The organism is Limosilactobacillus panis DSM 6035 (assembly GCF_001435935.1).
GTDB classification, from domain to species: Bacteria; Bacillota; Bacilli; order Lactobacillales; family Lactobacillaceae; genus Limosilactobacillus; species Limosilactobacillus panis.
This window is the reverse complement of the sequence record NZ_AZGM01000013.1, coordinates 1-14,472: the sequence shown is the minus strand read 5'-3', so window position 1 is coordinate 14,472 and position 14,472 is coordinate 1. Positions and strand designations below refer to the sequence as shown.

General features: G+C 51.3%; 13 protein-coding genes. 1 reads left to right on the top strand and 12 read right to left on the bottom strand.

Features of this window, described 5'->3' with window-relative positions:
• Positions 1-28 precede the first annotated feature (28 nt).
• From FD32_RS00520 to FD32_RS00505, 4 genes are all read right to left on the bottom strand, one after another.
• Entirely contained in the window at positions 29-1,690 is a 1,662-nt protein-coding gene (locus tag FD32_RS00520; protein ID WP_047768764.1) for a formate--tetrahydrofolate ligase, read from the bottom strand.
• 298 nt (positions 1,691-1,988) lie between these two features.
• Positions 1,989-2,723, bottom strand: a complete 735-nt coding sequence (gene budA / locus FD32_RS00515; protein WP_047768766.1) for an acetolactate decarboxylase — start codon at positions 2,721-2,723, stop codon at positions 1,989-1,991.
• Complete coding sequence (gene alsS, locus FD32_RS00510; RefSeq protein ID WP_047768769.1) at positions 2,723-4,402, bottom strand: acetolactate synthase AlsS; 1,680 nt, start codon at positions 4,400-4,402, stop codon at positions 2,723-2,725. Before alsS ends, budA begins: the two co-directional genes overlap by 1 nt.
• A gap of 292 nt (positions 4,403-4,694) precedes the next feature.
• Entirely contained in the window at positions 4,695-5,726 is a 1,032-nt protein-coding gene (locus tag FD32_RS00505) for an AI-2E family transporter (RefSeq protein ID WP_047768771.1), read from the bottom strand.
• 135 nt (positions 5,727-5,861) lie between these two features.
• On the opposite strand from FD32_RS00505, the gene FD32_RS00500 reads away from it, so the two are divergent.
• Positions 5,862-7,040 carry an SAM-dependent methyltransferase gene (locus FD32_RS00500; protein WP_056962077.1) on the top strand — a complete coding sequence of 393 codons (1,179 nt, stop codon included), beginning with the start codon at positions 5,862-5,864 and terminating at the stop codon, positions 7,038-7,040.
• 78 nt (positions 7,041-7,118) lie between these two features.
• On the opposite strand, the gene FD32_RS00495 is transcribed toward FD32_RS00500, so the two are convergent.
• The 8 genes from FD32_RS00495 to FD32_RS00460 form a co-directional block, all read right to left on the bottom strand.
• Positions 7,119-8,063, bottom strand: coding sequence for an L-lactate dehydrogenase (locus FD32_RS00495; RefSeq protein ID WP_047768775.1), 945 nt, complete (start codon positions 8,061-8,063; stop codon positions 7,119-7,121).
• 161 nt (positions 8,064-8,224) lie between these two features.
• Positions 8,225-8,890, bottom strand: coding sequence for an NAD(P)H-dependent oxidoreductase (locus FD32_RS00490; protein ID WP_047768777.1), 666 nt, complete (start codon positions 8,888-8,890; stop codon positions 8,225-8,227).
• Between the two features lie 56 nt (positions 8,891-8,946).
• Complete coding sequence (gene pyrE / locus FD32_RS00485; protein WP_047768779.1) at positions 8,947-9,582, bottom strand: orotate phosphoribosyltransferase; 636 nt, start codon at positions 9,580-9,582, stop codon at positions 8,947-8,949.
• A 1-nt stretch (position 9,583) separates the two neighbouring features.
• Positions 9,584-10,309: an orotidine-5'-phosphate decarboxylase gene (gene pyrF, locus FD32_RS00480; protein WP_047768781.1), complete on the bottom strand. Its 726-nt coding sequence runs from the start codon at positions 10,307-10,309 to the stop codon at positions 9,584-9,586.
• Positions 10,306-11,232 carry a dihydroorotate dehydrogenase gene (locus tag FD32_RS00475; RefSeq protein ID WP_056962076.1) on the bottom strand — a complete coding sequence of 309 codons (927 nt, stop codon included), beginning with the start codon at positions 11,230-11,232 and terminating at the stop codon, positions 10,306-10,308. The genes pyrF and FD32_RS00475 overlap by 4 nt, the downstream gene beginning before the upstream one ends.
• Positions 11,233-11,602: 370 nt before the next feature.
• Positions 11,603-12,838 (bottom strand): L-lactate MFS transporter, encoded by a 1,236-nt coding sequence (locus FD32_RS00470; protein WP_056962075.1) that lies wholly within the window; start codon positions 12,836-12,838, stop codon positions 11,603-11,605.
• Positions 12,839-13,088: 250 nt separating this feature from the next.
• The gene (locus FD32_RS00465; protein WP_047770160.1) at positions 13,089-13,469 is read right to left on the bottom strand and encodes an AzlD domain-containing protein; all 381 of its coding nucleotides are present in this window, start codon (positions 13,467-13,469) and stop codon (positions 13,089-13,091) included.
• 11 nt (positions 13,470-13,480) lie between these two features.
• On the bottom strand, positions 13,481-14,332 hold the full coding sequence (locus FD32_RS00460) for an AzlC family ABC transporter permease (protein WP_047770158.1): 852 nt from the start codon (positions 14,330-14,332) through the stop codon (positions 13,481-13,483).
• Positions 14,333-14,472 lie beyond the last annotated feature (140 nt).

Below are 14,472 nucleotides of genomic sequence, written 5' to 3'. Positions count from 1 at the left end.
TTTTACCCAGCTGGGCGCAATTCTTTTCTTAGAACAAACCAGTAATCTTGCCGTCCTTATCAATGGTCATGTTAACGGCCGCCGGTACCTTGGACAGGCCCGGCATCGTCATCATGTTGCCGGATAGAGCGACAATGAAGCCGGCCCCGAGCTTGGGAACAAGGCTCCGAATGTGGAAGGTAAAGCCTTCTGGAGCCCCCAGCTGACTCTTATCATCGGTGAATGAGTACTGGGTCTTGGCGATGCAGACCGGCAGCTTGTCCCAGCCGAGCTCGGTAAACTGCTTCAGTTGACGCTTGGCAGTGCGGCTAAATTCAACGTCCTTGGCGCCGTAAATCTTAGTCGCGATCGTCCGGATCTTTTCCTCCGGGGTCGCGTCCAAACTGTACAACTCGTGGAAGTCACTCTGTTGGTCCGTCAACCGGACAACCTCTTGGGCCAGGCCCTGCGTTCCAGCACCGCCCTTAGCCCAGGCGTCCACCGGCACGACGTTGACCCCGAGTTCCTTACAGTTATCTTCAATCAGTTTAATCTCAGCTTCCGTATCCGTGACGAAGTGGTTAATGGCCACCACCAAGGGCACGCCGTACCGCTGCATGTTCTTGATGTGGCGGTTCAGGTTGGCCATCCCCTTCTTCAGTTCCGGAAGGTGCTCGTCTTTTAAATCAGCCAGGGCAACACCACCGTTATACTCAAGGGCCCGAACAGTAGCGACGATGACCACCGCATCCGGGTTCTTGCCCAGGACCCGGCGCTTGATGTCCATGAACTTCTCCGCCCCGAGGTCGGCACCGAAGCCAGACTCCGTAACGGTATAGTCCGCCAGCTGCAATGCCGCCTTGGTAGCCAGCACACTGTTGCAGCCATGGGCGATATTAGCGAATGGGCCCCCGTGAATAATCGTTGGGGTGTGGTCCAGGGTCTGAACTAGGTTAGGCTTGATGGCGTCCTTTAAGAGAATCGTAATGGCGTCTGCAAAGCCGAGCTCAGCCACCGTAACCGGCTTCTTGTCATAGGTGTAGCCGACAACAATCCGCCCAACCCGCTTCTTCAAGTCCATCAGGTCGGTCGACAGACATAGGATCGCCATCAGTTCAGAAGCGGCGGTGATATCAAATCCGGTCTGCCGTGGGACCCCCTGCATTAAGCCCCCCAGGCCGGTGACGACATTTCTAAGGGCCCGGTCGTTAACGTCTTCAACCCGCTTCCAGATAATTCGGCGGGGGTCCAGGCCCAATTCGTTACCACGCATAATATAGTTATCAACCAGGGCCGCCAGGGTGTTATTCGCACTCGTTAGGGCGTGCAGGTCCCCGGTAAAGTGAAGGTTGATGTCCTCCATCGGGACGACCTGACTGTAGCCCCCACCAGTGGCCCCACCTTTAATTCCAAAGACTGGCCCCATCGAAGGTTCCCGCATTGCAATGATGGTCTGGTGACCCAGCTGGTTTAAGGCATCCCCTAACCCAACGAGAACGGTTGACTTCCCCTCACCGGCTGGCGTGGGGTTGATTGACGTTACCAAGACTAACTTGTGCTTCTTATCCGGGTGCGCCGTGACGGGGAGACTGATCTTCGCCTTATACTTTCCGTACTGCTCAATATCATCCTCACCCAGGCCAATCTTTTCTGCGACCTCTTTAATCGGCTTCATTTCCGCTTGGTCTGCAATTTCGATATCCGTCATCATTGCAATCGTCCCCTTTCACTAGACGCGAACTTTATAGTTTTATTATAGCTTCTTGTTCGACTATAATCATAGAATACTGTATTATCTGCTGCTCGTAAGCCTCTTTTCACGAATAATTAATTAAATTAAGTTAAAAATAAACTTACTATTCCAGCTTAGCGGTTATCCATCCTAATGTCAAAGGGATTCCACAAGAAAAGCGCGCTCCTGGTGCTAGTTACGAACAACCGCTGGCCCGTTACCAGCAGTCGCCCCATAATAGCCACATGAAGCGCGCTAATACCTTATTCGCGTTTTATTAATCGTTATTTCCTTCAGACTGGGCAATGCTGTCCCGCAAGATGCCCATGTCAACCTCGCCCTGGCGGAATGCCTGGTCGTTAATCGGCATGTGCTGCTGCAAGTTATCAAAGATCTGCAGGTCACCAGTCAACTGGTCCGCGTTGAACTCCAACAGGTGACCAGCAAACTGGCGGTCATCGCTGATGAAGTGGAGGTGCCAGCCGGCCGCGGTAACACTGCCGAAGATTTCTGGGGCGTAGTAACCAATAATCGTCCCCGTAACATTGTCATTGGTAAACGTTGGTTGGCCCTTGGCAACTTCCAGCAGGCTTGGGTATGGCTTTTCCTGCTTAGGTGCAATCCGCACCTTGACGTGGTTGAAATTCCCCTTTAACCGCAGTGCGGCAAAGATGTTCTTCAGCGCGTGTTTTTCAGCAAAGTCGCCGTTTAATGCCGTGAAGTCGACATTGGATAGCTCAATCTTCTCCAGATCTTCGGGGGTGTGGACCGAGGCAAATGGCATCTTGGCTTGCCGGTCGGTCATGTGGTTAACGTGCCCATCAGATACCGCCTGGTAAACCTCACCATCGAGGATGATTACCTCACCATCGAGCCCATTAAAAGTGCCGATTCCCGTCGAACCATGTTTTAACAGGTCGGCAACGGTGATTGTCCCGTCCATGTTACCAGCCATCAAAGAAGCTAACGTACCGTGTTCATACAAAGTACTGATAAGATCATTTCCTTTCATTAACCTAATTGTGAGTCAATCAAGTGGGCTGCTAGGTCCTTGTTATTACTGTAGTCGACAGGAACATCGACAACCACGGGGCCATCGATGTTGAAGGCCTTATGCAAAGTCTTCTTCAGGTCGGCCGGCTTTTCAACCCGCAGGCCAGTAGCGCCAAAGCTTTCGGCGAATTTAACAACGTCACACTTACCAAAGGTCACCCCGGCGGCTTCTGGGTACTTCATTTCTTCCTGGAACTTAACCATGTCGTAGTGGCCACCATCATCCCAGACAATTGTTACCAGGTTCAGGTGGTGCTGGACGGCCGTAGCTAATTCGACCCCGGAGAAGAGGAAGCCCCCGTCACCACAAACGGCAACGGCCTTGTGTTCTGGGTGGAGCATGGCAGCAACCATTGCCCATGGCAGGCCCACCCCAAGGGTCTGCATCCCGTTACTAATTAGCAGGTGCCGTGGTTGATAACAACGAAAGTGCCGGGCCATCCAGATGTAGTGGGAACCAACGTCTAGGGAAACGATCATGTCGTCAGTCACGTTTTCCTGAATGGCTTGAACTACCGCCAGCGGGTGACTAACCCCGTGGCTTTGGGGCGCCTTAATCTGCTTATCCTTATCCAGTTGCTGCTTGTAAGTGGCAAGCTGCTTCTTAGCCGCTTTCGGGTAGTTGTACCCCTTCAGTAGCTGGTCAAACTGCTTCAGGCTGGTGGCAATATCACCGACCATTTGCATAATTGGGGTGTAGTGGTTATCAATCTGGGCCGGTTGGGTATCCAGGTTGACAATCCGCAGTTGCCCTTCCTTGTTCCAGTTCCGGGGTTCGTATTCAATTGCGTCATAACCAACGGCGATTACCAGATCACTTTGCTGGAGGAGCTGGTCACCAACCTGGTTACGGAAGAGACCCACCCGACCAAAGTAGGACTGTTCCTCGAGGTCACGGGAAACGACCCCCGCGGCCTGGAAGGTTTCAACAACAGGGAAGGAGTAGTCCCGGAGCAATTGCCGTAAAGCAGCGGTAACCTCCTCGTTGCCGCCCCGCTGCCCGACCAGGATGACGGGCATCTTGCTGTTCTTTACCAGGTCAACCAGCTTTGCCAAATTATCGGCATCGACGGGACCCATCTTCGGGGCCTCATAGATTGGCAGGGGCTTTTCATTAACGACCGCATCGTCAACGTCTTGCGGCAGGCTGACAAAGGCCGCTCCTTTGGGTGAACCCTGGCTGGCTTCAAATGCGTTAGCCATCATTTCAGAAATGTTGTCCGGGTCCTGGATTTCAGCACTGTACTGGGTGATTGTGGCCATAATTTCGGCAGACGGGGTGCTCTGGTGGGTTAGACGGTGGAGGTCCTTTCGTTGAACCTGACCACCGATGGCCAGGACTGGGTCCCCTTCTGCATTAGCCGTCATAATCCCGGTCGTCAGGTTGCCAACCCCCGGGCCAGAGGTACTGATGGCAACCCCGGTCTTACCAGTCAACCGGGCATAGGCCTGGGCCATGAAGACCGCATTTTGCTCGTGCCGGGTAACAATCAGCTTCGGTGCGTCCGTACTTCCCTTGCCGTCAAGGCCTTCAAACAGGCGGTCAATCTTAGCACCCGGAATCCCGAATACCAGGTCAACACCGTGTTTGCGGAGGCTATCGATGATGACGTCTGAACCATGTAATTGTTTTTCCATTTATATCCACCTCGTCTGTCTTTCAAGTTACGTTATAATTAAATTCTAATCTTTTCAGAAAACAAGCACAAGATTGATCACTGCTCACATTGGTGCCCCTTCCCGCTTTGCTCGCTGTCTTGTGAACAATTTTAAAGAAAATGAGCAAGTCAACTATCCTTTTTAGCTCATTAAGTCCGTGATAGCGGCATTACTGGGCGGATAATCAACTTGCTCACCATTTATTATTTTCGTTCGTAACAAATTTGTTTTTTCTTTTCAATTTCCATTAATGTACAGGATTACACAAGGCTCAAGCCCGCCGTGACTTACGGTGGTGGTGAATCGACTTAACACCGAGGATGTCGAGCAGGAAGGTGAAGATGGGAACCCCAACGATGAGACCCCAGGTACCCCAGAAGTGCTCGCTGACCAATAGGACCACGAAGGTGTAAAAGATTGGCAGGTCGGTCTGGCTGGACATGAACTTGGGGTTCAAAACGTAGGCCTCGATGGCGTGGATAACGATCACCATGATGATAATATAAACCACGTCCCGCAGGCCGCCAACAGAGTAGGCCACCAGGCTGAGGGGAATTGTCGAAATAATCACCCCGGCAACTGGTACCAGACTGAAGATGAAGACAATCAGCGCCAGCGCAAAGATCTGCGGCATCTTCATCACGGTCAGGCACACCGTTGTAATTACCGTATTACAGATAGCGATGAAGAATTGGGCCTCCAAGACAACCCCGAAGGTATTAGTAAATTTCTTGCCAAAGAAGGCCACGTCCTGGAAGAACCAGCTGAACTTGCTGTCGAGGAAGAGCCGGGAGAAGCTTTCCATCTGCTCAAGCTCCAAGGTGTAAAAGAAGCTCAAAATCAGTGACAAGAGGAAAGTCACCGTAACAACCCCAATGCTAGTCAGCGTGCTGACAGCGAGTGAGATGCCGTGCTTCACCTGGTTCATAATCGTCGCCGTGCTGATGTAGTGGTTAATATAGTGGTAGAAGACCGTCGTGTCGTTGGACTCGTAGAACTTCACCACTGAATTGACCATTTTGACAATTTGGCGAACCAGGACTGGTAGGTACTTGGTAACCCCAAAATACAATAGCAAAAGTAACAGGACGTAGGTCACCACCGTAATGATGGCTGGCGATAATTTGGGGAGCCACCGCCGGACCAGGTGGACCCAGTTAACGACGATGTAGGTCAGAATAAAGGTGAATAGGATCATATTCATCATTGACCGGACCATCCAAAGGACCACGATAATTATCGCGAGGACTACAAACCGTCGCAGCTCCACATTTTTAATAAAGCGATGCCAAGCATCAACCATATGATCACCCTTTCTCATCATTATAATTATATAAGGATTTTCAAATATTTGGGAGATTTGAAGCTTCTTTTCCTTGAATTAATTTACGGGGTGTTATAATAATCCTATTAATTTGAGAAAGAAGGAAACGTTGAAATGCTAGAAAAGACGTTCTACAAGTCACTGCTAAGCCATTCTTTTACGATCCCAGTTAAGGTTGTCTTCTGGGATGGCAAGAGCGTGGTTTACGGTAACGGCGACCCCGAGGTAACCATCACCTTTAAGGAGAAGATCCCGATTCGTGATGTTACCAAGAACGCCTCAATTGCCCTCGGAGAAGCTTACATGGACGGTAAGATTGAAATCGACGGCAGCATCCAGAAGCTCATTGAATCCGCCTACGAAAGCGCCGGCAGTTTCATGCGTAATTCCAAGTTCCGCAAGTTCTTACCAAAGCAAGGGCACTCCGAAAAGGAAAGCCAATCCGACGTGCAAAGTCACTACGACGTGGGGAACGACTTCTACAAGCTCTGGTTAGACGACACGATGACCTACTCATGTGCCTACTTCACGGATGGCAACTGGGATGACCTGACAAAGGCCCAGGAAGCCAAGGTTCACCACATTCTGAAGAAGCTGGACCCGAAGCCCGGCAAGACCCTTTTGGATATTGGTTGTGGCTGGGGAACCCTGATGCTGACCGCTGCCAAGGAATTCGGCCTCAAGGTCACCGGGGTTACCCTGAGTGAAGAACAATTCCGCTTTGTCCAACAAAAGATTAAGGACGAAGGCTTGGAAGACGTTGCCGAAGTCAAGCTGATTGACTACCGGGAACTCGGTGACCAGACCTGGGACTACATCACCTCAGTGGGGATGTTTGAACATGTTGGTAAGAAAAACCTGGGGTTGTACTTCAAGGACGTTCAACGTTACCTCAGTAATAATGGGGTGGCCCTCATTCACGGAATCACCCGGCAACAGGGTGGGGCCTACAACGGTTGGATTAACAAGTATATCTTCCCTGGCGGCTACATTCCCGGCCTGCAAGAAATGATTGGCCACATTGTTGAAAACCACATGCAACTGGCCGACATGGAAATGCTCCGCCGTCACTACCAACACACCCTGGAGATCTGGGACGCCAACTTCAACGCCAACCGGAACCAGATCCAGGATATGATGGGTGAACGCTTCACACGGATGTGGGACCTCTACCTGCAGGCATGTGCCGCTTCCTTTGAATCCGGAAACATCGATGTTATCCAGTTCTTAATCACCAAGGGGGCTTCTGGCAAGAACCTGCCAATGACCCGGGACTACATGTACAAAGATTAATAGAGAACTTAAAAAGGCTGGAATAAAAGCACGCTGATACTTTTCTTCCAGCTTTTTAATTATCAGGAGTTTTTAAATTTATTCCGCTGCCAACTTTTGGGCAGTCTCATCAAAACGGGTCCGAATGTAGTTTGCTGACTTGGCCAACTTCTTTTCCTCATCGGGCGTCAGGTTCAGCTGCAGTTGCTTGACCACCCCACCGTTGCCGATGATAGCAGGGTAGCCACAGTAGGTCCCGTACTCCTCACGGAAGTTGGAGCACGGCAGTTCAATGTTGGCATCATTAAGGATGGCGGTAACCAGGCGCAGGGCCGCCGCCGCAATTCCGAAGTTAGTGTAAAGTTTCCCGTGGAAGACGGTGTAGCCGCCAGCCTTGGTTGCTTCGGCAAGGGCGTCTAAGTCCAGGTCATCGCTGGCGGCAGCGAGGTCGGTAATATTTTGCCCGAGGACACGGACCTGTGACCATGCCGCAAACTGGGAGTTACCGTGCTCACCAAGTGCGTAGCCGGTTACCGAGCGGGGATCAACGTTTAGGGCCTGACCAACAACCTTGTGGAGGCGGGCGGTATCAAGTAGGGTCCCGGTCCCAATCACCTGGTCCTTTGGTAGGCCGGTGTACTTTTGGAACAGGGCCGCAATGACGTCACAGGGGTTACTGATTGAAACCAGCACACCGTTAAAGCCGACCTCCTTCAGTTTGGTCCCTACCTCCTTGGCAGCGCGGCTGTTCACCTTTAGTTCCATGAAGCGGTCGTGTTTAGCGTCGTCATTTTGGATACCAATATCGCCAACCGCGATCACCACCACGTCGGCATCACCCAAGGCCCCGTAATCATTACGAAGGACCTTTGTGTGGGTCGGCAGGTTCGCCGCCGCATCCTCGAAGTCAGTTACGTTCGCGTTCAATTTCTTTTCGTTTGTATCAATTAGGACCAGCTTATCCACGGTCCCGGTCACCAACAGATTATTCGCCAGAGTTTCACCAACGTGTCCTTGACCAATCACACCAACTTTTCGTGTCATACTTATCCGCTTCTCTCTAATATCCTCTCCACGTTTCTAATAATATTTTAATGATACTTTAATCGTTGTGGTGGTGAATGTCAACCGTTTCTGTAAAATGGCCAAGAAATAAGCCCGTAAATTCAGCAATTAAATGCCGGATTTACGGGCTTTATTCATTTCTAATTTAATTCTTCGTAAATTGCCATCAGCGGTTGCCGAACCTTAGGCTTGATTGGCTGGTCGCGGTAACCGAAACTGACCATTACCGAAACGCGCCAGTGCTGCAGGTCGATAACTCTCCGCTTGCTCAGGTAGTTGTTCATCTGCGCGTAGTTGAAGCCCTCAATGGGGCAGGAGTCAATGCCGAGCTCGGCTGCCGCCGTCATCATGTTTGCCATTGCGATGTAGGTCTGCTTACTGGCCCATTCAAAGAGTTCCTGGTCATTTCTAATCCCCAGGTCGTCTTCCTGGAAGTGCTTGAAGGCCTGCGAAGGCTTTGATTCTGGTGAGTATTGGTGGTGCTTAACGTCGGCCACCAGGTGGCGAACATAGTCACTATCGTAGGTCACATCTGTCCGTGCCAGGATCAGCAGTAACTTGTCGGCCCCGTCGAGACTGTTGGCCGCACCCCAGGCAAAGGGCCGGATGCCCTTCTTAACCTGCGGGGAGTTGATCAGGATAAACTTCCAAGGCTCATAACCAAAGGAACTTGGTGAAAGCCGGCCCACTTCCAAGATGGTGTGCCAGTCTTCCGGAGAAATGTGCCGCTGCGGGTCGTACTTTTTGGTCGCGTAACGTCGGTTAGCCGTCTCCAGAACGTGTTGGCGAATTTCTTCCTTATCCATTAATAATCACTCACTTTCTGTAAGTATTATAACAGACTTTCGGCAAGCTTCACCGCTTAGTGCTTGGCACTCCAAGCTGCCGGATCCTGTCGCCACTCATTCAGAGAAGAGAGGTGGGCTTCACTGATGAGGCCATTTTCCTTGGCGACGTTAACCAGGGTCGGATAGTTGGTAACGGAGTAGTAGTCCAAACCGGCCGCCGCGAAGTTCTTGTCCGCCGCTGGCAACTGGTAGGTGAAAACGGAAACAACACCAACGACCTCCGCACCAGCCTTGTTGACCGCGGCGACCGCGTTGAGGACGCTCCCACCAGTGGAGATCAGGTCGTCAATCACAACCACCTTTTCACCGGCCTTTAGGACTCCTTCAATTTGCTTGCCGCGACCATGGTCCTTGGGCTTGGAGCGCACGTAAACCAGGGGTTTCCCCAGTTCTTCGGCCACCCAGGCGGCGTGCGGAATCCCCGCCGTCGCGGTTCCCGCAACCACGGCAACTTCCGGGAAGTGCGCCTTGATCAGGGCAGCCATCCCCTGATAGATTGATTTCCGGACTGCCGGGTACGAAATCGTTAACCGGTTATCGGTGTAAATTGGTGAATGCAGGCCACTGGCCCAGGTGTAAGGCTTGTCGGGGCTCAGGGTTACCGCGTGAATTTCCAAAAGGTCCTTAGCAACTGTCTCTGCGTAACTCATCTTAATCTTCCTCCGTTAAAAATTCTTCTTCAATCTCCTGGTATGCTTTGACCGGGTCCGCACTTTGGGTGATTGGCCGCCCGACCACAATGGCGTTGCTCCCCAGGTCATGGGCCTGGTGGGGAGTGACGACCCGCTTTTGGTCCCCCTTAGCAAAGTTCCACGGTCGGATCCCCGGGGTGACACAGAGAAAGTCTGGACCCGTTACCTGGCGGATTGCCTGGACTTCGTGGGCTGAGCAAACAACCCCGTTCGCACCGGCCTTCTCCGCCAGCTGGGCGTAGGACTGGACCGATTCCACCAGGGACAGGTCAACGTGCTGCTCGTCGTGTAAGATTTGCTCGTCAATTGAGGTTAGCTGGGTAATCGCCAGCAGCTTCGGTGCCGGAAGGCCGGCAGCCTGTGCCCCTTCCTTCAGGCCCGTGGCACCGGCAGCCACCATTTCACTCCCCCCGGCGGCGTGGATTGTAGTAAAGTCGACCCCCAACTGGCCGAGGACAAACATCGCCCGCTTAACGGTGTTGGGAATGTCGTGGAGCTTCAGGTCCAGAAAAATCTTAAAGCCCCGGCGTTGGGCCTCCTTAATGATCTCCGGGCCAAAATGGTAGTACAATTCCATCCCGATCTTGAGGATTGGCCGTGGTTCAACGGTCAAGCGGTCAAACAAGTCCAGTGCTTCGTTCTTGGTGGCCACGTCAATCGCCACCATTGGTGAATATCGTTTCAAAATCTTACCTCCCACAGGTCCGTCAACTTCTCAACTCCATACCGGTCCATTACCAGGGGCAGGTCCGCCACGATCCGTGGGCAGGCCAGCGGGTCGTGGAAACTAGCGGCCCCCACTTCGACGGCGTTAGCCCCGGCCATCATAAATTCCAGGACGTCCTCGGCGGTTTCAATCCCCCCAACCCCGATGATTGGTAAGCTGGAAACGGCCCGGACTTGGTGAATCATTCGCAGGGCCAACGGCTTAATGGCTGGGCCCGATAAGCCCCCAGTGACGTTGGCGAGAACGGGGCGCCGGGTCTTGAGGTCGATGCTTAAGCCGGTCAGGGTGTTGACCATCGTCAGGCCATTAGCACCACCGCGCTCGGCCGCCTGGGCCAGGGGAACAATGTTGGTGACGTTCGGAGTCAGTTTGACGTAGATCGGGGTCCCCGCGGCCTGCTTGACGACCTTCCTGGTCAGGTCCTCAAGAACCGCCGGATCAGTGCCCATCGCAAGGCCACCGTGCTTAACGTTGGGGCAGGAAACGTTCAACTCAATGGCGTTGACTTCCGGGGCTTGGCCTAATTGGTGGACGACCGTCTCGTACTCTGCCGTGGAGAAACCGGCCGCACTCGCGATGATTGGCAAGTGTGGGTAGTGGCCCTTCAGCCAGGGCAGCTTTTCGTTAACGACCGCTTGAACCCCCACATTTTGCAGGCCATTGGCATTTAACCAGCCAGCACTTGTTTCACAAACCCGGGGTTGGGGGTTCCCCGACCGGGCATGGAGGGTCGTTGACTTCAGTACTAAGGACCCCAGTAAATTCAAATCATAGTTACGAGCAATTTGCTGGCCATAGCCACAGGTGCCGCTTGCCGGAATAACCGGGTTCTTCAGCGATAGGCCGGGCAGCTCAACTGCCAACCGTTGTGCTTCTTCCATCAGAGAATGCTCCTTTCGCGCAATCAAAAACAGCGCCCACTTAATCCCTCCTGGTTAAGCGAGCGCTGTGCTTTTTCTCTTCTCTTAAATAATGCCAAACACCGTACCGTTTTGCTCTCACAGGAGTCAATTAAATGGTTTTCGTATTCAACAAAATACCCTAGATTGATTGATGGTTCCGCACCCGATTCTTTAAACCCACTGCTGGCGGCTGGAGAAATTCTGTAAAATAAAAGCCTCCTTAGCAGTGGGCTAAGAAGACCGTTTTTGGTAACGCACAATTGAAATCCTTCTTAGCCTCTCTGGACTAGTTTAAAGGTAAATTTGTTAGTAATGATAATAACGGCTATCGGGCCAAAAGTCAACACCCCTAGTCAACTCCTTTGACAGCCCGATGCGCAACAAAGTCCTTTTGAATCATAACTGAGACGAGCATTGCCAAAGCATCAATAATTACAAAGACAACCAGCGTGACGTAGTAATTATGTAAGACCTGGTGCGTGTAGGACAAGAGGACGGGCCCCACCATTCCGGCGGCTGCCCAGGCGGTGAGGATGTAACCGTGGATGGCGCCCAGTTGCTTGGTCCCAAAGACATCCCCCAGGTATGCGGGGATTACTGAGAAACCAGCACCGTAACACGACATCAGCAGGCACAGGGCCAGGGCAAAGATCAACGGTGTCTTAAAGAACAAGAGGATAAAAAGCATCACAATGTCCAACACGAAGATCAAGCTGTAGGTCAACGGGCGACCAATATAATCCGACAAGGTTGCCCAAGCCAACCGGCCAAATCCGTTGAAGAGACCGATGATTCCAACCATCACAGCGGCGGCCGCAGCAGTCATCGTCGTCATGTTCTGGGCCATTGGTGAAGCTGCTGAAACCAGGCCAATCCCCGTGGTGATGTTGATAAAGAACATAAGCCAAAGGAAAGCAAACGTCCGGGTCTTTAACGCTTGGTTAGCCGTCAGTTCTTGGCCAGTCAGGCTAACCCGTTGAGCATTTGCCGCAATTGCTTGCGGGAGCTCATGGGACCGCGGCTTTTTAATAAACTGGGCCGCAATAACCATCACGACAAAATAGAAGATCCCCAACACATAGAAGGTATTAGCAAGGCCAACAACTGCCATCAGGTGTTGGGCAACTGGGCCCGTCAACAGGGCCGCGAAACCGAAGCCCATGATTGCCAGACCGGTTGCGAGTCCCCGCTTGTCCGGGAACCACCGAATAATGGTTGAAACCGGGGTAACGTAGCCCGAACCCAGACCCAGGCCACCAATAACCCCGTATGCCAAGTATAGCAGCCAGAGCTGGTGACTTTGAACCGCCAGCCCAGTCAGGGCGATTCCGCTCCCGTAGCAGATACTGGAAATCGTCCCCGTAACGGTTGGGCCAAACTTTTCTACCAGCCGACCCATGAACGCCGCTGACATTCCCAGGAAAAAGATTGCTAAACTAAATGCAAACGAGACCGCCGTTTCCTTCCATCCCGTCTGCTGCGCAATTGGTTTTGTAAACACACTCCAGGCGTAGACGCCACCAATCATCAAGTGAAGAACAACCCCCGCGAGGGCCACTCCATATCGATTCCTTGTCTTTACCATTAACCCCGTCTCCTTTTTGAAAAATACGAACAATAAACAAATAATATCCGGATTAATTCGGTGTTTAAAAGGTATCACGACATTAGTGTAATAACAAGGGGGATTGTTAATTTTAATTAATCCCTAATTTTAAGGTGTTTCCATTCCGAACGTTCGCTTATGTTTATTTTAAAAATACGAACATTAAAAAAGGGCCAGCTTCCGATTGCCTGACAATCGAAAAGCTGACCCATAATCATTACCTTTAATATTAAATTACCATGCTCAGCAGCCAGACCGCAACTAACCCACCGATCACAGAGATTGACATCGACCGGGTAAAGTAGGCAATAACCATTACAATCAAGGCTGCAAAGATTTGTTCTACGTGACCAAAAGGCACAAAGTGATAACCAGCGGTGGTGATGAAGACGTTTTTAACAACTAGGGCGGTGAATAGGCTCACCGGGACGTACTTCATCCACTCGTTAAACCATTCCGGGATTTTCCGCGTCGAGAAGAAGAGAATTGGAAAGTACCGCGGAATGAACGCCGCAATTGCGGCCAATACAATTACCACCAGGTGATATAAGATTTTATTGTGACCGATGTCAGCAAGTAACACCGGTGCATTACTAAGTAGTTGTTCCATCTTTATCCCCACTATTTACCGTCCGTCTCGTCCTTACCCGGTTCTACCGAGCCATTCTTTTTCAGCTCACTGCGTTCCTGCTGGTCCTCAACCGTCGTCCGGGTGATCTTCGGCCGGAACATCTTCGATAAGAACCAGTTCTTTTCTGGAACCTTGCTGTGGTGACGAACAGTGTTCTCAATCAGGAAACCAATAAATGATGCAATCAGAGTAGCAATCACAACTCCGAGGATGCTGTGCGTCAGGGCCATGAAGAAGACCGCAAGCACTGCTGTCAGCAGGCTGATCAACAGGGTCAGGTGGTTTTGCACCTGCATCACAATCATGTACAGGAACAGGGCTGTTAAGGCAAAGTCAACCACCTCAAGGTTGATTGAAATCGTACTCCCAATCAGACCCCCGACCATGTTCGCCACTGACCACGAAAGCAGTGAGTAGTGTTCAACCAGCAGGGCGTCCTTTGGCGTCCACTTCTTATCCGTTGCAAATTTCAGGTAGTTGATTGCGTAGTTTTCGTCGTTCATCGAAACCGCAAACAGCCAGATAAGGTGTTGAGATTCATTTTTAATGTACTTAGATAAACTAGAACCCAGTAACGCATACCGTAGTTCCAAGAAGAACAAGGTCACAAATATTGATGATAGTGGTGCGTTAATCGTCAGCAATGAAGCTAAAATAAATTGGGCTCCACCAGAGAAAACAACAATTGATACAACCAGGGTCATGATAAAGTTGAACCCCGCCGCATGTAACAAAATACCGCAAGCTAACCCAATAGGGATGTAGCTTAGGCATAGTGGCATGGCAATTCCGAGGACCTCCAGCCACCGTGCTTTTTCTGGGTTTATTTGTGCTTTAGCCACAGAATTTCCTCCAATTATATGTCAACATATTGATAATTAAGGCGACACAATGCCCTTTTAGTCTAACATACAATAATTTGCTTGAATAATCGAGTAGGAGGTAATTGATTAGTTCAATTACCGACCTCTCACACCACCGT